Raw genomic sequence first — 17,912 nt, 5'->3', positions numbered from 1 at the left:
CGGTGGAGGGCATGAGACAGGTCTCGGATCTTCAGCGTATGGTCGCGCCGCTCAAGGTCGTGTCCGACTTCGACCCGGCCGGCGACCAGCCGACCGCGATCGCGGACCTCGAGCGCCGGATCAACTCCGGCGAACAGGACGTCGTCCTGCTGGGCGCGACCGGTACCGGCAAGACGGCCACCATCGCCTGGCTGGCCGAGCGGATCCAGCGCCCGATGCTGATCCTGCAGCCGAACAAGACCCTCGCCGCCCAGTTCGCCAACGAACTGCGGCACTTCTTCCCGGCCAACGCCGTCGAGTACTTCGTCTCGTACTACGACTACTACCAGCCGGAGGCGTACGTCCCGCAGACGGACACCTACATCGAGAAGGACTCCTCGATCAACGAGGAGGTCGAGCGGCTGCGGCACTCGGCGACCTGGTCGCTGCTCACCCGCCGCGACGTGGTCGTGGTCGCGACCGTCTCCTGCATCTATGGCCTGGGCTCCGCGGACGAGTACCTGAACCGCATGATCCACGTGAAGGTCGGCACCGAGATGGACCGCGACGGCCTGCTCCGCAAGCTGGTCGGGGTGCAGTACGCGCGCAACGACCTGGCCGGCACCCGCGGCACGTTCCGGGTCCGTGGCGACACGCTCGAGGTGTTCCCGGTGTACCAGGAGCTCGCCGTCCGGGTGGAGTTCTTCGGCGACGAGATCGAGCGGGTGATGACGCTGCACCCGCTGACCGGTGAGGTGCTCAGCGAGGAGGACGAGGTCTACATCGGCGCCGCCACGCACTACGTGACCGCGCCGGAGCGGATGGAGCGCGCGATCACCTCGATCGAGGCGGAGCTGGCCGAGCGGCTGGCTGAGCTCGAGCGCGGCGGACAGTTGCTGGAGGCCCAGCGGCTGCGGATGCGGACGACGTACGACATCGAGATGATGCGCCAGATCGGCACCTGCTCGGGGATCGAGAACTACTCCCGCCACACCGACGGCCGTGAGCCGGGGACGGCGCCGCACTGCCTGCTGGACTACTTCCCCGAGGACTTCCTGCTGGTCATCGACGAGTCGCACGTCACCGTGCCGCAGATCGGCGGGATGTACGAGGGCGACATGTCCCGGAAGCGCACGCTGGTCGAGCACGGGTTCCGGCTGCCGTCGGCGATGGACAACCGGCCGCTGCGCTGGGAAGAGTTCCTGGAGCGGATCGGTCAGACGGTGTACCTGTCCGCGACGCCGGGGCAGTACGAGCAGGACAAGTCGGACGGCTTCGTCGAGCAAATCATCCGGCCGACGGGTCTGGTCGACCCCGAGGTGATCGTGAAGCCGACGAAGGGCCAGATCGACGACCTGATCCACGAGATCCGGGGCCGGGTCGAGCGGAACGAGCGGGTGCTGGTCACGACGCTGACCAAGAAGATGTCGGAGGACCTGACCGACTACCTGCTGGAGATGGGTATCCGCACCAGGTACCTGCACAGCGAGGTGGACACGCTGCGCCGGGTCGAGCTGCTCCGCGAGCTGCGGATGGGTGAGTACGACGTCCTGGTCGGCATCAACCTGCTGCGAGAGGGTCTCGACCTGCCAGAGGTGTCGCTGGTCGCGATCCTGGACGCGGACAAGGAAGGCTTCCTGCGGTCAGGCCGATCGCTGATCCAGACCATCGGCCGCGCCGCCCGCAACGTGTCCGGTCAGGTGTTCATGTACGCCGACAAGATCACCCCGTCGATGGAAATGGCCATCGACGAGACGAACCGGCGCCGTGCGAAGCAGATCGCGTACAACGTGGCGAACGGCGTCGACCCGCAGCCGCTGCGGAAGCGGATCGCCGACATCACCGACATGCTGGCCCGCGAGGACGCCGACACCGCCGAGCTGCTCGGCTCCGGCCGGAATCAGTCGCGCGGCAAGGCACCGGTGCCGGGTGGCGGTAAGGCGAAGGCCGGCGAGAAGGCGAAGGAGCTGGCCGGCGGCCTGCCGTCGTCGGACCTGGCCGACCTGATCCAGCAGCTCACCGACCAGATGCACAACGCCGCGGCCGAGCTCCAGTTCGAGGTCGCGGCCCGCTACCGCGACGAGATCTCCGAGCTGAAGAAGGAGCTCCGCCAGATGACCGCCGCCGGCGCCAAGTAGGCGCCGGTCAGGCCTGACGTACGACGGTGTGCTTCGGTGACTCGTCGACGTTGAGGCTGAACACGTCCGGCCGGGCGTAGTGGCCGTTCGCATCGAAGTCGAACTTCGACCGGTCCAGGTCGCCGAGATCGAGCTCGGCGACCAGCACGCCCTCGCCGCCGCGTAAGGGGCCGGCCAGGATCTCGCCGAGCGGGGAGATCACCGTGCTGCCACCGTCGATGAGCACGGTCTCCGGCGCCTCGCCCTGGACCGGATGCACGTCGTCCGGCAGGTCGCCCCGGGTGAGGTACTGGTTCGCGCTGATGACGAAGCACCGGCCTTCGAGCGCGACATGCCGCATGGTGGCCTGCCACTGATCCCGGTCGTCCACCGTCGGGGCGCACCAGATCTCCACGCCCTTCGAGTACATCGACTGCCGGAACAGCGGCATGTAGTTCTCCCAGCAGATGGCCGCTCCGAGTACGCCGATCTCGGTAGGCACCGCCGGCATCGTCGACCCGTCGCCCTGTCCCCAGAGGAACCGCTCGGCCGCGGTCGGCATCAGCTTGCGATGCAGTGCTCCGGACCGGGCGACCGTGGACACGATCGATGCCATTGCCCGAGAGTTGGAGGCCGAGGTCCTGCACGAGCCGCGCGAATGGCCGCAGTTCGGGCTGACAGGGGAGTGAGATGACGAGACTGACCGGTGCCGACGTTCTGGAGCACTGCCTGGCCAAGCCTGGTGCCTGGCAGGACGAGCCGTGGGAGGGAGATGTGGTCGCCAAGGTGGGAGAGAAGATCTTCGCGTTCCTCGGCGGCGACGGGGTCGGGCTCAAGTGCGGCAGCAACCGCGAGGAGGCCGACGAACTGGTCGACACCTACCCGGACGACGTCGGCAAGATGGCGTACATCGGTCGCTCGGGCTGGAACACCGTCCGCCTCGGCGGCGCCGTCCCCGACGACGAGATCCTGGAACTGATCGACTCGTCCTACGAGACGATCGTCGCGAAACTGCCGAAATCCAAGCGACCGTGAGCACTACGGTGCGTGAGCACGACACCCAGACGCAGCGTATACAGTACGCCGTAGACAGTCTGACCCGCTGTGATCAGGCTGGTTTTCGTGCACAACCGGTGACGGAACGGGGATATTCCCGTTGCGAGCCGTGATCATTCCGACAAGTGGATTCGGCGCTCCGGATTTGGAGACTTGGACACCGACCGGTCAGAATAGGGGCGGAGAAGGGGAGTATTCCTTTCGCGGCGGTATCGTCATCACGGTCAGAGGTTCGTTTTCCTCGCCCGGTGCCGCCGGCCAGGCTCGGCCTACGAGTCAGGCGGAAGAGACCTTCGGAGTCCTGTTCCGTCTGCGCTCCGGAGGTTTCCTGTGCACGTTGCTGACTACGTTTGGTACATCACTGTCGGCGTGCTGCTCGCGCTGCTCGCGTTCGATGTCTTCATCATCGGACGGCGCCCGCACGAACCGACCACCCGGGAATCCGCGCTCGCGATCGCGTTCTACGTCGGTCTGGCGGTGCTCTTCGGCCTCGGGGTCTGGGTGTTCTCCGGCGGCAACTACGCAGGGGAGTTCTTCGCCGGCTGGCTGACCGAGTACAGCCTGAGCGTCGACAACCTGTTCATCTTCTTGATCATCATGTCCAGGTTCGGGGTCCCCAGGAAGTATCAGCAGACCGCGTTGCTGGTCGGCATCATCCTGGCGCTGGTCTTCCGTGGCGTCTTCATCGCCGTCGGCGCGGCCGCGATCAACCAGTTCTCCTGGGTCTTCTACCTGTTCGGTGCCTTCCTGCTCTACACCGCGGTCCACCTGGCCAGGCAGGGTGAGAACGACGACGAGGACTTCAAGGAGAACGCGGTCATCCGCTTCGCCAAGAAGCGGCTGAACGCCAGCGACGAGTACAACGGCGTCAAGCTGACCATCGTCAAGAACGGCAAGCGGCTCGTCACCCCGATGGCGATCGTGATCGTCGCGCTCGGCACCACCGACCTGCTGTTCGCCCTCGACTCGATCCCGGCGATCTACGGCCTGACCCAGGAGCCGTTCCTGGTCTTCACCGCGAACGTGTTCGCCCTGATGGGTCTGCGCCAGCTGTACTTCCTGCTCGGCGACCTGCTGAAGCGGCTGGTGTTCCTGTCGCTCGGCTTGTCCGTCGTGCTCGCCTTCATCGGCGTGAAGCTGGTGCTGCACGCGATGCACGAGAACGAACTACCGTTCATCAACGGCGGCCAGCACATCGAGTGGGCCCCGGAGATCCCGATCTGGTTCTCGCTGGGCTTCATCATCGTCACGCTCGGCATCACCACCATCGCCAGCCTGCGCGTGTCGGGTCACCGCGCGGAGGAGCTGCAGCACGCGGCCGGCGGCGGCGAGCTGGACGAGGCGACCCCGGTCGTCGACCGCCCGAACGGCACGACCGACAGCCTCAACGGCAAGACCGACACCCCGAACGGCAGGACCGACACCCCGAACGGTCAGCAGGACGCCGTCGACGACAAGACCAGGGCCGAGCTCGACGCGTTGCGCGCGCCGGAAGAGACGGACGCCAGGAAAAGCTGACCCCTCCAGCTGAACGAAAGTCGCCCCGGACCTGTGTGGTCCGGGGCGACTTGCGTGCTGTGGGTTTTACAGGCGCGCGGCGCTGACCAGGGTGGCGCGGCGCTCGTCGGAGACCGGCTCGTTCTCCAGTCGCTTGCCGGTTTCGGAGGCGTGCAGCATGCCTTCGGCGGAGACGAAGCCGACGTGATGGACCGTCTCGCCGGGCCGGGCGAAGAAGTACAAGTCACCAGGCTGCGCTTCGTCGATCGCGATGTTCTCGAGAGTGGCGGCCTGGTCGTGCGCGTCGCGCGGCGTACGCACGCCGAGCACTCGGCTCACGGCGTGCACGAGCCCCGAGCAGTCGAGACCGTACGCCGCGGTGCCACCCCAGAGGTACTCGAGCCCGAGGAACTGCGACCCCAACCGCAGCCGGTCCTCCGCTGTGCCCGGCCCGGTCCGCAGTACGTCGTCAGCCAGCCAGCCCGACCCACCATCCGGCGTGGCCACCCGCGTGTACCCGTCCGCATGCTCCATCGACGCGAGCACCGTGGCGAACGACAACTCGGCGACCGGCCCAGCGCCCGGCTCGGCGAACAACTGCGCAGTGGGTACGGCGACAGCGACCGGATCGGACGCGGCGCCAGGCAGCTCACCCAGGTGGCTCGATGGCACCCAGCCCGGGTACCCGAGCTCATCCTGCGACGACGGCTGCCACGGCGCGACGATCTCCGACCATCCGGCGCGCTCCGACCGCACCAGCACGGGCTCGGCGAACAGCAGTTGGGTCAGGGTCCGGCCGTGCAGGCCGAGGCGGGTCTCGGTGTCCATCGACTTGGCCCACGCGGCCACGTCGGGCTGGGCGGCGGTTGCAGGCGCGTCGATGTCCCGGGGCGCGTCCGGCGAGGTCCACACAGTGCTGACCGGGACTTTGGCGGCGACTAATTTCATACGGTCAAGCCTGTCACGCCGAGGCCAGGAGCCGCAGGCAGGTGGATCAGCGCGCCGTCGTACCGGATCCCGCCGACGACCGGCGACTCCTTCAGCCACCAGGCCGCATCGAGATCGTTGACCGCCGACGTCGGGTACGCCGACACCAGCGCGGCGGCCGCGCCGACACCGACCGGGCCCTCCATCATCGAGCCGACGATCGACCGGATCCCGTGCTCCCGGGCCAGCTCCAGCAGCGTCCGGGCCGGTCCGAGCCCGCCGCACTTGGCGAGCTTCACGTTCACCATGTCCGCGGCACCGTGCCGGATCACCGCCACCAGATCCCGTACGCCGTACACGGACTCGTCGGCGAGGATCGGCGTACTGACCCGATCGGTCACCCACGCCATCCCTTCGAGATCGTCCGCGGGCACGGGCTGCTCGACCAGTTCGAGGTCGCAGTCCTCCAGCGCACGGATCGCGTTGACCGCGCCACGGCGCGTCCAGCCCTGGTTCGCGTCGAGGCGCAGGCGCGGCCCGGGCCCAACCGCCTCGCGGATCCGCCGGACCCGCGCGACGTCGGCGGCCGCGTCACCAGTACCGACCTTCACCTTCAGTACGTCGAACCCGTCGGCGACCCGATCACGTGCGGCGGCGGCCAACGCGTCGGCGTCACCGGCGGACAGCGTCACATCGGTCGGCACCGTGTCGACGGTCGAACCGAGGAATCCGTGCAGCGTCTGCCCCCGTCGCCGGGCGGCGAGATCGTGCAGCGCGACGTCGACCGCGCCCTTCGCGCCGAAGTTGCCGACGGCAGCGTTCTGCACCCGTCGCAGAGCCTCGGTCAGGTCATCTGGCCCGATCCCGTCCAGCGCGGCGGCGATCGGTCCCGCGACACAGGCCTGTGCTCCGGCGAGCGATTCCCCGGTGACCTTCCAGACCTGCGGTGCCTCACCCCAGCCGCTCAGCTCCCCGTCGCTGATCTCGACCAGGAGCGAATCGGCGTGCGTCGCCGTACGGAGGGCCGTCACGAACGGCGTGTGCAGCGGTGCCGACACCAGGTGCGTGGAGATCTTCATCGAACCGCCCCCAGATCGTGTCGGTGGTTCCAGGCTTCCAGGGCGATCGAGGAGATCAGCTTCTGCGCGTCCGCGTCGGCCAGGTCGGACGTCGTACAGACCACGAGCACGAAGGGGTCCGCGTCCGGCGGGCGGACGATACCGCCGTCGTGCCGGATCCGGGTGTCCCAGCCGTTCTTGTGCTCGACCCGGGTGCCGGTCGGCAGCAGCGCCGGGATCTCGCCGTTCCACTGGTTGCCGGCCAGCAGGTCGCGCAGGTAGTCGCCCGAAGCACCTTCCTGATTGCCCACCGCAACCAGTACGCCGGCCAGCCCGGCCGGGCTCATCTCGTTGCTGATCCCCGCCCGCCGCGCCGCGATATCGTCGATCCCACGCCGGACCGCGCTGGGGCCAGGCCCGAGCTCGGCATGGGCTGCAGCGACACCGACCTGCTCCAGCACCAGGTTCGTCGCCAGGTTGCTGGACAGCGTGATCATCTCGGTCGCCAGCCAGCCCAGCGGTACCTGCGTGCCCAGCTTCGCCCAGGTCGCCGGCGCCTCGTCCTCGTCCGGATTCACACCGAACCGCCCACCGGCCGCGGACTCGAAGTCGTTGTGCACGGTCACCGGTTGGTCAAGCGCCAGCTCACCCGCCTCGACCTTGCGCATCATCGCCATCGCCACCGGCAGTTTCATCGTGCTGGCGGAGTAATGCGTCCGCTCTGACTGATGCTCGAACACCGGTCCGCCGTCCAGCCGGCCCAGCCACACCCCGAACTCGCCGCTCCCGTCGACCTCCCGGAGCAACCCCGCGATTCCCATGCAGCTCACCCTTCCATATCGCCGCCTGGCAGACTGCCGAGGGTGTCCAGAGCGTTGGGTCTGATCCTCGGGTTCGCCGCCGACCGCGTCCTCGGCGATCCCCGCCGGTACCACCCGGTGGCCGGCTTCGGCCAGGTCGCGTCCCGCCTGGAGGCTCGCTGGTACGACGACTCGCGCGCGGCCGGTACGGCGTACGCGAGCGTGCTCGTCGGTACGGCGACCGCCGCCGGAGTGATCGCGGAACGGCTGACCAGGAACCGCCCGATCCTCCACACTCTGGTCACCGCCGCCGCGACCTGGACCGTGCTCGGCGCCCGCAGCCTGGATCGCGAGGCCGAGGTGATGGCCGGTCTGCTCGAGGAGAAGGACATCCCGGCTGCCCGCGACCGCCTGAGCCACCTGTGCGCGCGGGACGCGACCAACCTCGAAGCTGACGAACTGGCCCGTGCGACGGTGGAGTCGTTGGCCGAGAACACCTCCGACGCCTGTGTGGCACCGCTGCTCTGGGGCGGCGTGCTCGGCATACCCGGGCTGCTCGGCTACCGCGCCGCGAACACCCTGGACGCGATGGTCGGCTACAAGTCAGCGAAGTACCTCAACTTCGGATGGGCCGCTGCCCGGCTGGACGACGTACTCAATCTGCTGCCTGCTCGGGCCTGCGCTCTGCTGACCGGACTCGCGGCGGGACGGCCGCGACAGGCGGTTGGGGTGTGGCAGCGGGATGCGTCCAAGCACCCCAGTCCGAACGCGGGTCCGGTCGAGGCCGCGTTCGCCGGTGCGCTCGAGCTGCAGCTCGGTGGGCGAAACAGCTACGGCGACTATCAGGAGGACCGTGGCACGCTGGGCGGTGGACCCCCGCCGACGGTCGCGGACGTCCGCCGTACCGCTGCCCTCGCACGGCGCGTCGGTGTCGCCGCGACCGGCGCCGCGGCGATCCTGGCACTTACAGCGCGATGGAGTGGGCAACGGAAGGGGTGACGATGGGTCTGAGCCTGCGACCGCTGCGGATCGCGCTGATCCGGCACGCCGAGTCCGAGGCGAACCTGGACAAGACCATCTTCGAGCGCGTCCCCGACCACGCCATCCCGCTCACCCAGTACGGCCACGAGCAGGCGGCCGAGGCCGGTAAGGAACTGCGGGAACTGTTCGGGAACGAGCCGGTCCGGGTCTACGTGTCGCCGTACTTGCGAGCCTGCCAGACCCTCGAGTCACTCGGTCTCGACGACCTGATCGGCGACGCCCGCGAAGAGCCGCGGCTGCGGGAACAGGACTGGGCCAACTTCCAGGACACCGCGGACATCGAGCGGCAGCAGCAGTTGCGTGACTCGTTCGGGCACTTCTTCTACCGGTTCACGCACGGCGAGTCCGGCTCCGACGTGTACGACCGGGTCTCCACCTTCCTGGAGACGATGCACCGCGACTTCGAGACACCCGACGCGCCGCGTAACGTGCTGCTGGTGTCGCACGGGCTGACCATGCGCCTGTTCTGCATGCGCTGGTTCCACTGGTCGGTCCGGTTCTTCGAGTCGCTGCAGAACCCGGACAACGCCGAAACACGCGTCCTGCTGCGGCAGCCGGATTTCCAGTACAAGCTGGATCGGCCGTTCGAGCAGTGGACACCTTACGAACCGACGGAACGGGAGCGATCGGCATGGTTGTAGAGCAGACCCGGGATGCTGTACTCGACCTGCTGGCGAGTCTCACGCCCGCCCAACTGGACAAGATCAAGGCGGCGTTCGACACGCCCGATCACCAGGAGTGGACCTACCTGCCGGGAGACCGGCCCGGATTGCCGCTGGCTGACCTGACGCCGGCGCAGCAGCGGCTCGCCGAGCGGCTGATCGAGATCGGCTGCAGCGAGCGCGGCGCAGCCGACTCCTGGGACGTGCTGGAGTCGGAGGTCATCCTGCGCGGGATCCCCGAGCTGCCGCTGACGGGGGAGTGGGAAGGATCCGTGCTCGGCGGGCGGTACTTCCTCCGGGTACTCGGCGATCCGGCCGGCACGGAGCCGTGGGCCTGGCGCCTGAACGGTCACCATCTGGCGCTGCACGTGACGCTGGTCGACGGCGCGATCGCGTTCACCCCGCAGTTCATCGGAGCGAACCCTGCCGAGGTGAGGTCCGGTCCGCAGGCGGGCCGGCGCTTCCTGGCCGCCGAGCAGGACCTCGGCTTCCAACTCCTGCACGCCCTCGAGCCCGACCAGCGCGCGGTTGCCGTCGTCTCCGACGAGGCACCCGACGACATCCTCACCCGGCACGACCCGGTCGCCGACGCGTCCCTTCTCCACCAGGGCCTCGCGTACGGCGACATGACCGCGGAACAACGCCAGTTGCTCAGCCTCCTGATCGGCCAGTACGTCGGACGTGCGGCCGGACCGATCGGGTTGCAGACCTGGCAGGACATCACCGATCACGGCATCGAACGGCTCAACTTCGCCTGGGCCGGCAAAACCGAGCCCGGCGTCGGCCACGGCCACTACTACTCGATCGCCGGCCCCTCCTTCCTGGCCGAATACGACAACACCCAGGACAACGCCAACCACATCCATTCCGTTTGGCGAGACTTCCGCAACGACTGGGGCACCGACCTCCTAGCTGCGCACTACGCCATGCACCGCTGAGGTCAGCGCTTCGGCAGGAACTCGTGACGCGCGGTCCAGGTCGCGACCCGATGACCGAGGTAGTTCCCGTCGTCCATCGCCTGCCGGAAGTGCAGCCCCAGCCAGATCCGGGCGTTCTTGGTCTCGGCATCCAGCGCCGCGGCAGTGCGGAAGTGGCGCGTCGTACTCGTCACCGTCGACGAGACGTCCACATTGATCGACCGTGCACCGAACAGGCGGCCGAAGGTCTCGGACGCGGCACCGGTGACGCACGCATGTCCGCTGACATAGTCCGGGTACGGCGGTGTCGCGACCAGCGGTGACCACGTGGGATCGGGCTTGGTCGCGCGGTTGCCATCGGTGTCGGCCAGCCGGATCCCCGTGATCGGCCGCCAGTAGGCGTAGTCGTACTTGGACCGCCAGCAGCCGATCAGCGCATCGGCGGTGCTGGTCCCGAGCAGGGCGAAGGCTCGCGCACTCCGCACGATGTCGAACCCGCGCTGGGTGACTTCGGTGCGCAGCGACGCCTGGTACTGCGCGACCGAGTTCGCGTTCCAGAACAACGCGGTCTGGGTCTGTGCGGGCGTCCGCGTCGAGTCTTCGAGCGCACCCTTCGCCTTCACCTCGGCGAAGTCACGGGCGTACGCCTTCGACGTGATCGGGTCAGGGCCCGGCAACCGCACCTGCGTGGGCGCCTTGAGCGCGAGCGGCCGGACGAAACCCAGCCAAGGCACGGCCATCGGCGCGAGCAGCTCCGGGGTCGGGCGCCACACGCCGGGCGCCGGTGTGACATTGAGGGTTATGGGCGCACCGCGACCGTCATTGAGCCGCGCCGCGATCAGCGACGCCGCAGCGGTAGCGCCGACCTGCTGCCCACGGGTCTTCGCCGTGCCGTCGGGGATGTCGTCGAGCGATTCGGCGTAGTCGTCCGCGAGGTTCTGGGCGGAGGCAGGGAAGTAGTTGCTCAGCACGCGGTACGCCGCGGTGGCCGCAGCGGCCTCGGTCGACGCCTTGGCCCGAACCTTCGGTTGCTGCAGATACGGCCGATACCGACCTTCGATCGCGACCACCGCGTCGTACACGGCGATCGACACGAAGCCGAAGTACAGCCCGGAGGCCGGAATCGGCGTGGCGTTCTCGGCGAAGATGGTCCGCTCGGCGATCGCGTTCCAGGTCGTGATCACCGCCGGATCGGCGTGTCGGGTGCCGGTCGCCTGACTCGACGGGACGGCAACGGCAGAGGTGAGAAGTCCGGCCACGGTGACCGCGGTCATCAGCGCCGGGTGGTGGAAACGCACAAGAATCTCCTTCAGTCGAAGTCGAACGACTTGTGCTGAAGCAACAATCTGCGCGATGCCGGAGGGCGCAGCGGACAAGCCCCGTTATTTCCGGCCTAGCACGGTTGAACCGAGCGGGTCAAGGACTCCGCCCGGCTCCTTCGGCAATCAAGCGTTGGTCAGAATTGGCTTCTCCAGAAGGAACATGCGTGGTGTCGACGGCGGCTTTAATAAGACTTGACTTAAGTAAGCAAGCTTTGACACGATCGGAGTCGTGGAGATCTTCAGTGCCCTGGCGGACGGGACCCGGCGGCGGATCGTTGAGTTGCTGGCTCGCGGTGAGCGGACGGCTGGGGAGCTGGCGGGTGAGTTCAGCAGTACTCGGCCGGCGGTCGCGCACCACCTGAAGGTGCTGCGTGAGGCGGGGCTGGTGCGGCGGCGGGTTGACGCGCAACGCCGGGTCTACAGCCTCGACCCGAAAGGGCTCGAGGACCTGGATCAATGGGTCTCCACCCAACGGCAGTTCTGGAACCGGCAGCTCGACCGCCTGGACGAACGCATTCGCGCCGACCTCGCGGCGGGCACGACACCGAACAGGAGCGACAGATGACAAACCTCGGAACCATCACCAGCCGCGGCACCGTCCGGCTGGAGCGCGTGTACCCGGTCGACACCGGCACGCTGTGGTCGTACCTCACCACGAAGGACGGTCTGAGCCGCTGGATCGCCGACGGCGAGATCGGCCCGGAGCGGGTGAGCTTGGTCTTCCACGACAACCCTGACTACCCGATCACTGGAGCGGTACTGGTCTGGGAGCCGCCGCAGGTGGCCGAGTTCGAGTGGAACGGCGGCTCCACCCAGCCCCAGGACAGCGTCGTACGGATTGAGCTCACGCCGGAGGAGAACGGCACCCGCCTGGTCCTGACCCACAGCCGCATCACCGACCCGACTGACGCTCCCGACTTCGCCGCCGGCTGGCACTTCCACCTGGACACCCTCGACTCACTTGTCCTCGGCACCCAACCACCAACCGACCGCCCGACCTGGGACCACCTGCACGCGCACTACGTGAAGGCCATCCCAGCTCATCGGGCCTGAGCGCAGAAGGAGCCTCGGTGACCTCCTGATGCCCTGACGCCGGGGCCCGGGCGGCCGGCGTCGGATAGAGTCACCGACGTCATCCGACGGCATAACGTGCCCCGACGCGGGGCACGGCAGGAACCCGGTGTGAGTCCGGGACGGTCCCGCCACTGTGACCACCTCGTGTGGGAGTCAGGAACTGCCGCCGTCGAACCTCCGGACGGGGCGTGGACACCCCGAGGAAGGACCGGTCACGCGTGCCCGCGAACCTGTTGCTGCTCTCCACTGCCGACACCGATCTGCTCGCCGCCGCCGAGGCGGAGGCCGGCTGGAAGGTCGCGAACCCCGCCCGGCTCACCCTGGACGACCTCAGCCCGCTGCTCGAGGACGCCGAGATCGTGGTGGTCCGCCTGCTCGGCGGTCGCCGGGCCTGGGAGGAAGGGCTCGACGCGGTCGTCGCCTCCGGCAAGCCGGCCGTGGTGGTCAGCGGCGAGTCGGCGCCCGACGCCGAACTCATGTCGCTGTCGACCGTGCCCGCCGGCGCCGTGACCGAGGCGCTCGCGTACCTCCGCGAGGGCGGCTCGGAGAACCTGCGCAACCTGGCCGGTTTCCTCCGCGACACGCTCCTGCTGACCGGCGACGAATTCGACCCGCCGCGCGCGCTACCGGCGTACGGGGTGCGGGGGACGTTCGTCGAGGACGAGCGGCCGGTGGTCGGCATCGTCTACTACCGTGCGCACGAGATCTCCGGGAACACCGCCTTCGTCGACGCGCTGGCCGCCGCGGTTTCGCAGGCCGGTGCGCAGCCGTTGCCGGTGTACTGCGGGACGCTGCGCGGACTCGATCCGACGTCGGCCGAGAACGCCGGACTCTTCGAGTTGCTGCGGAAGTGCGACGTACTGGTCACCACGTTGCTCGCCGCCGGTGGTTCCGTTGCGGCCGACGCGAGCGCGGGTGGTTCGGACGACGCGTGGGACGCGGGTGCGCTCGCCTCGCTCGACATTCCGCTGATCCAGGGCCTCGCGCTGACCTCGACGCGCGAGCAGTGGCTGGCAAGCGACGCGGCGGTGAGCCCGCTCGACGCGGCGACGCAGGTTGCGATTCCCGAGTTCGACGGACGACTGATCACGATCCCGTTCTCCTTCAAGTCGTACGACGAGCAGGGCCTGGCCCGCTATGCGCCGGATCTTGAGCGCTGCGATCGGCTCGCCGGGATCGCGGTCGCGCACGCCCGGCTCCGGCACGTCCCGGCGGCCGAGAAGCGGCTCGCTCTGGTGCTGTCGTCGTACCCGACGAAGCACGCGCGGATCGGGAACGCGGTCGGTCTGGACACCCCGGCATCGGCGGTCGTCCTGCTCGGTCAGCTCCAGGACGCCGGCTACGACCTCGGTGATCTCGACCTGGATGAGCTCCAAGGACCTGACGGTGCCGACGGGCTGATCCACCGTCTGATCGCGGCCGGTGGTCACGATGTCGACTGGCTGACCGACGAGCAGTTGGCCACGGCGGTCGCGAAGATCCCGCTGTCGACGTACGCGCAGTGGTTCGGCCGCGTCCCGGAGTCGTTGCGCGAGGCAATGACCGAGGCATGGGGTGCGGCGCCGGGTGAGCTGTACGTCGACACGTCCGGTGGGGAGCCCGCGATCGCGCTGGCCGCGTTGCGCTTCGGGAACGTCGTCCTGATGATCCAGCCGCCGCGTGGTTTCGGTGAGAACCCGGTGGCGATCTACCACGACCCGGACATGGCGCCGTCGCACCACTATCTGGCGGCGTACCGCTGGCTCGAGGCTTCGGCTGACGAGGGCGGGTTCGGCGCGCATGCCGTCGTACATCTGGGTAAGCACGGGACGCTGGAGTGGCTGCCGGGCAAGGGCATCGGGATGGCGGCCGACTGCGCGCCGGACGCCGTACTCGGGAACCTGCCGATGGTGTACCCGTTCATCGTCAACGATCCCGGTGAGGGGACGCAGGCGAAGCGGCGGGCCCACGCGACCGTCGTCGACCACCTGGTGCCGCCGATGGCGCGGGCCGAGACGTACGGCGACATGGCGAAGCTGGAGTATCTACTCGACGAGTACGCGACCGTTCAGGCGCTGGATCCGGACAAGGTGCCGACCCTGCGGGCGCAGATCTGGACGCTGATCCAGGCGGCGCAGCTGCATCACGATCTCCACACCTCGGAGAAGCCCGAGGACGAGGAGTTCGACGAGTTCGTGCTGCACCTCGACGGGTATCTGTGCGAGATCAAGGACGTACAGATCCGCGACGGGCTGCACGTGCTCGGCGGTGCGCCGACCGGCGAGGCGCGGATCAACCTGGTGCTCGCCATCCTGCGGGCCCGTCAGCTGTGGGGTGGTTCGTACTCGATCCTCGGGCTGCGGACGGCGCTGGGGGAGACGTACGGCGTCGACGAGGCGGAGCTGCTCGCGAACCCGGGGCAGGCCGCGGACCTCGCCGACCTCGCCACGCTCGCGGACCTGCCTGCGGTCAGCGGCGCCGACGGCGTGGATCTGCTGGAGGCGGTCGCGCGGAAGCTCGTCGTCGGGATGGAGACCCTGAGCTGGGACGCGGCCAAGGTCCCGGTGGTCGTGACCGAGGTGCTCGGCCGCTCGTCGGCCGGGGTCGAGGCGTCGTTGACGTTCGCCGCCTCCGAGGTTGTCCCGAGGCTTGCGCGCACCGGCGACGAGCTGGCGAACGTGCTGCGCGCGTTGGACGGCCGCTTCGTCGAGGCTGGTCCGTCGGGTTCGCCGACCCGCGGCCTGGTCAACGTGCTGCCGACCGGCCGCAACTTCTACGCGGTCGACCCGAAGGCGATCCCGAGCCGCAACGCCTGGGACGTCGGCGTCGCGCTGGCCGACTCGCTGCTCGCCCGGCACAAGGCTGAGACAGGGGAGTGGCCGCGGTCCGTCGGCCTGACGGTCTGGGGTACGTCGGCGATGCGCACCCAGGGCGACGACCTCGCCGAGGTGCTCTGGCTGCTCGGCTGCCGCCCGGTCTGGGACGAGGCGTCGCGCCGGGTCACCGGGTTCGAGGTGGTCCCGCTCGAGGAGCTCGGCCGGCCGCGGGTCGACGTGACGATCCGGATCTCCGGCTTCTTCCGGGATGCCTTCCCGCATGTCGTCGCCCTGCTGGACGAGGCCGTGCGTACCGTCGCCGCCCTGGACGAGTCCGCCGACGACAACTACCTTCGCGCGCATGTCGACGCTGATGTTGCGGCGGGCAACGATCTGAGAGCGTCCACCGCGCGTGTCTTCGGCTCCAAGCCCGGCTCGTACGGCGCCGGTCTGCTGCCGCTGGTGGACGCGCGGAACTGGCGTACCGACGCGGAACTGGCCGAGGTGTACGCCGTCTGGGGCGGGTACGCGTACGGCAAGGACCTCGACGGTGCCGAGGCGCGCGGGTCGATGGAGCGCGCGTACGCCCGGATCCAGGTGGCGGCGAAGAACGCCGACACCCGCGAGCACGACATCATGGACTCCGACGACTACTTCCAGTACCACGGCGGCATGATCGCGATGGTCCGCCACCTGACCGGTGCGAACCCGAAGGCGTACGTCGGGGATTCCGCCGTACCCGCGCAGGTGAAGACGCGGACGCTGGAGGAGGAGACCAAGCGCGTCTTCCGGGCCCGGGTGGTGAACCCGCGGTGGATGGCGGCGATGCGGCGGCACGGGTACAAGGGCGCGTTCGAGATGGCCGCGACGGTGGACTATCTCTTCGGGTACGACGCGACCGCGGGTGTGGTCGACGACTGGATGTACGAGACGCTGACTACCGAGTACGTCGCGAACCCGGAGATGGCCGAGTTCTTCCGCAAGTCCAACCCGTGGGCCCGGCACGGTATCGCCGAACGGCTGCTCGAGGCCGCCCAGCGCGGTCTGTGGTCGGAGCCGACGGACGAGGCGTTGGAGACGCTCCGCAGTGCGGTCCTCGAGACGGAAGGCGACATCGAGGACCGCAGCTGACCCCATGTGATTGGGTAGAGGCATGGCGCCCGACACCTTGCGAGTCCTGATCACCAACGACGACGGTTACCAGGCTCCGGGGATCCGGGCGCTCGCACCGGCGATCGCCGAGCTCGGGTACGACGTACTCGTGGTGGCGCCGTTGGACGACCAGAGCGGCGTCGGCTCGGCCCGGGCAGCGATGGTCGGGCGGCCGATCCGGACCGTCGTCGAGGAAGAGGGCGGAATCGCCTACCACGGCATCGACGGGACGCCGGCGCTCGCGGTGACGCTGGCGGTCGTCGGGGCGTTCGGGGCCGCGCCGGACCTGGTCGTGTCGGGGATCAACCGTGGCCACAACATCGGCATACCGATCTTCCACTCCGGCACCGTCGCCGCGGCGCTGACCGCGGCCGGCCAAGGTCTGTCGGCCGTTGCCGTCAGCATCGACTCCGAGGACCCTGCTCATTGGGGCACTGCGGGCGCGGTGGCCGCGGAGGCACTGACCTGGATCGTGCCGGAGCCCGCCGGGACCGTGCTCACCATCAACGTGCCAGACCGACCGCTCGACCAGTTGGCCGGCGTACGGCACGCGTCATTGGCCCCGATCAAGCGGTCCCGGATCATCGGCACCACGGCCCCGACCGGCGAACCGATGATCGAGCTCGAACCGCCGGCCCCGAACCCGGTCCCCGACTCCGACGAAGCCCTCCTCGCCGCCGGCTTCGTCGCCGTCACCCCGATCATCGGCATCCGCGAAGTCAAGGACGACGCCGCCGCGACCGCGCTGGGCAAACGCCTCTCCAGCTACAGGTAGCCCAGGAGATCGGCGTTGCCACGGACCTGCTCACCGTCGGGTCCGCTGAGCATGTCCTCGAGGCCTACGCGTACGCCGTACCCCTGCGACGTGGCCCAACGCAGGACAGGCCAAGCCCACTCGTTCTCGCCGTGCACGACTACGTCGGTGGTCGCGAGTACGGCGAGAGTGGCCTGAGCCGCCGCCAGTCCGTCCTCACCTGGTGAGACGCCGGGGATCGCTTCGACCAGCACCCGGGTGAACGGACCGCCCCAAGCGACGTAATCCTCCGCCGCGGCCGGCGTGAACAACCCGGCCTCGATCTCGATCCCACGCTCGATCAGCAGGTCGGCGATCTGCTCGGCGCCCACCTCGTGAAAGTTCACACTCGCGAAGTCAGGCCCACGATCCCACTCGGCCAGCAGCGCCAGGCGCTCCCACACATCCGGGACGATCTCCTGCCGCGTCGATACCCCGACCGGTACGCCGGGACACGCCGCACGCACCGCGTCGACCGCGACCCGGATGTCGTCCCACCGCAGACTTTCCTTCTCGTCGGCGCCGCGCGGATGGATGTGCAGCGCCTGCGCTCCGGCCCGCACCGCGGCCGCCGCCTCGCGCGCCAACTCGATCGGCGTGATCGGCACCCCCGGATGATCGGCCCGCGACCGATCCCCGTTCAAACAAGCCTTCACCAACCGCTCCACCTCCCCAAGCTAAGCCATCTAAGGAGGTACGTCGCCGATCTGAGGAGGATCGAC

Annotated in this window: 16 protein-coding genes and 1 riboswitch; of the genes, 10 read left to right on the top strand and 6 right to left on the bottom strand. The window is 68.8% G+C overall.

Translation table 11 applies throughout. From position 1 onward, the window contains the following. Positions 1 to 11: 11 nt before the first annotated feature. On the top strand, positions 12 to 2,117 hold the full coding sequence (uvrB, locus tag EV652_RS26300; RefSeq protein ID WP_132211909.1) for an excinuclease ABC subunit UvrB: 2,106 nt from the start codon (positions 12 to 14) through the stop codon (positions 2,115 to 2,117). A gap of 7 nt (positions 2,118 to 2,124) precedes the next feature. On the opposite strand, the gene EV652_RS26295 is transcribed toward uvrB, so the two are convergent. After that, a complete protein-coding gene (locus tag EV652_RS26295) occupies positions 2,125 to 2,712 on the bottom strand; it encodes a nitrilase-related carbon-nitrogen hydrolase (RefSeq protein WP_305000223.1) in 588 nt (195 codons plus the stop codon). 74 nt (positions 2,713 to 2,786) lie between these two features. On the opposite strand from EV652_RS26295, the gene EV652_RS26290 reads away from it, so the two are divergent. Then, positions 2,787 to 3,131, top strand: coding sequence for an MmcQ/YjbR family DNA-binding protein (locus EV652_RS26290; protein ID WP_199238416.1), 345 nt, complete (start codon positions 2,787 to 2,789; stop codon positions 3,129 to 3,131). A gap of 351 nt (positions 3,132 to 3,482) precedes the next feature. Next, entirely contained in the window at positions 3,483 to 4,670 is a 1,188-nt protein-coding gene (locus EV652_RS26285) for a TerC family protein (protein WP_132211908.1), read from the top strand. A gap of 66 nt (positions 4,671 to 4,736) precedes the next feature. Here the strand turns inward: EV652_RS26285 and EV652_RS26280 are convergent, their stop codons facing one another. Genes EV652_RS26280 through EV652_RS26270 form a run of 3 tightly spaced genes read right to left on the bottom strand, consistent with a single transcriptional unit; the run spans position 4,737 to position 7,455 of the window. Then, entirely contained in the window at positions 4,737 to 5,597 is an 861-nt protein-coding gene (locus EV652_RS26280; RefSeq protein ID WP_132211907.1) for a C40 family peptidase, read from the bottom strand. Next, positions 5,594 to 6,655: a mandelate racemase/muconate lactonizing enzyme family protein gene (locus EV652_RS26275; RefSeq protein ID WP_132211906.1), complete on the bottom strand. Its 1,062-nt coding sequence runs from the start codon at positions 6,653 to 6,655 to the stop codon at positions 5,594 to 5,596. The genes EV652_RS26280 and EV652_RS26275 overlap by 4 nt, the downstream gene beginning before the upstream one ends. Next, the gene (locus EV652_RS26270; protein WP_132211905.1) at positions 6,652 to 7,455 is read right to left on the bottom strand and encodes a serine hydrolase; all 804 of its coding nucleotides are present in this window, start codon (positions 7,453 to 7,455) and stop codon (positions 6,652 to 6,654) included. The genes EV652_RS26275 and EV652_RS26270 overlap by 4 nt, the downstream gene beginning before the upstream one ends. A gap of 42 nt (positions 7,456 to 7,497) precedes the next feature. Here EV652_RS26270 and EV652_RS26265 point away from each other — a divergent pair, with 42 nt between their 5' ends. From EV652_RS26265 to EV652_RS26255, 3 genes are read left to right on the top strand one after another with little or no spacing between them, the layout of a single operon-like run. Beyond that, positions 7,498 to 8,433 carry a cobalamin biosynthesis protein gene (locus EV652_RS26265; RefSeq protein WP_242002018.1) on the top strand — a complete coding sequence of 312 codons (936 nt, stop codon included), beginning with the start codon at positions 7,498 to 7,500 and terminating at the stop codon, positions 8,431 to 8,433. Between the two features lie 2 nt (positions 8,434 to 8,435). Then, the gene (locus EV652_RS26260; RefSeq protein WP_132211903.1) at positions 8,436 to 9,116 is read left to right on the top strand and encodes a phosphoglycerate mutase family protein; all 681 of its coding nucleotides are present in this window, start codon (positions 8,436 to 8,438) and stop codon (positions 9,114 to 9,116) included. Then, positions 9,107 to 10,075: a DUF3500 domain-containing protein gene (locus tag EV652_RS26255; protein WP_132211902.1), complete on the top strand. Its 969-nt coding sequence runs from the start codon at positions 9,107 to 9,109 to the stop codon at positions 10,073 to 10,075. The genes EV652_RS26260 and EV652_RS26255 overlap by 10 nt, the downstream gene beginning before the upstream one ends. A 2-nt stretch (positions 10,076 to 10,077) precedes the next feature. Here the strand turns inward: EV652_RS26255 and EV652_RS26250 are convergent, their stop codons facing one another. Next, entirely contained in the window at positions 10,078 to 11,352 is a 1,275-nt protein-coding gene (locus tag EV652_RS26250) for a vanadium-dependent haloperoxidase (RefSeq protein ID WP_132211901.1), read from the bottom strand. Between the two features lie 253 nt (positions 11,353 to 11,605). Between EV652_RS26250 and EV652_RS26245 the strand changes: the two genes are divergently transcribed. From EV652_RS26245 to surE, 4 genes are all read left to right on the top strand, one after another. Then, the gene (locus tag EV652_RS26245) at positions 11,606 to 11,941 is read left to right on the top strand and encodes an ArsR/SmtB family transcription factor (RefSeq protein WP_132211900.1); all 336 of its coding nucleotides are present in this window, start codon (positions 11,606 to 11,608) and stop codon (positions 11,939 to 11,941) included. Then, positions 11,938 to 12,429, top strand: a complete 492-nt coding sequence (locus EV652_RS26240; protein WP_158441249.1) for an SRPBCC family protein — start codon at positions 11,938 to 11,940, stop codon at positions 12,427 to 12,429. Before EV652_RS26245 ends, EV652_RS26240 begins: the two co-directional genes overlap by 4 nt. Before the next feature lie 76 nt (positions 12,430 to 12,505). Further along, positions 12,506 to 12,629, top strand: a riboswitch (cobalamin riboswitch). Positions 12,630 to 12,668: 39 nt separating this feature from the next. After that, complete coding sequence (gene cobN, locus EV652_RS26235; protein ID WP_132211898.1) at positions 12,669 to 16,376, top strand: cobaltochelatase subunit CobN; 3,708 nt, start codon at positions 12,669 to 12,671, stop codon at positions 16,374 to 16,376. A 22-nt stretch (positions 16,377 to 16,398) separates the two neighbouring features. After that, positions 16,399 to 17,172 carry a 5'/3'-nucleotidase SurE gene (gene surE / locus EV652_RS26230; RefSeq protein ID WP_132211897.1) on the top strand — a complete coding sequence of 258 codons (774 nt, stop codon included), beginning with the start codon at positions 16,399 to 16,401 and terminating at the stop codon, positions 17,170 to 17,172. Here the strand turns inward: surE and EV652_RS26225 are convergent. Then, positions 17,163 to 17,846 carry a 3-keto-5-aminohexanoate cleavage protein gene (locus EV652_RS26225; protein ID WP_255512634.1) on the bottom strand — a complete coding sequence of 228 codons (684 nt, stop codon included), beginning with the start codon at positions 17,844 to 17,846 and terminating at the stop codon, positions 17,163 to 17,165. The two genes, surE and EV652_RS26225, sit on opposite strands and share 10 nt — an antisense overlap. Positions 17,847 to 17,912: the final 66 nt, after the last annotated feature.

The sequence above is a fragment of the Kribbella steppae genome (assembly GCF_004342025.1).
In the GTDB taxonomy this organism is placed as follows: Bacteria; Actinomycetota; Actinomycetes; order Propionibacteriales; family Kribbellaceae; genus Kribbella; species Kribbella steppae.
The sequence above is the reverse complement of the archived record's forward strand: the minus strand, read 5'-3'. Positions and strand labels throughout refer to the sequence as shown.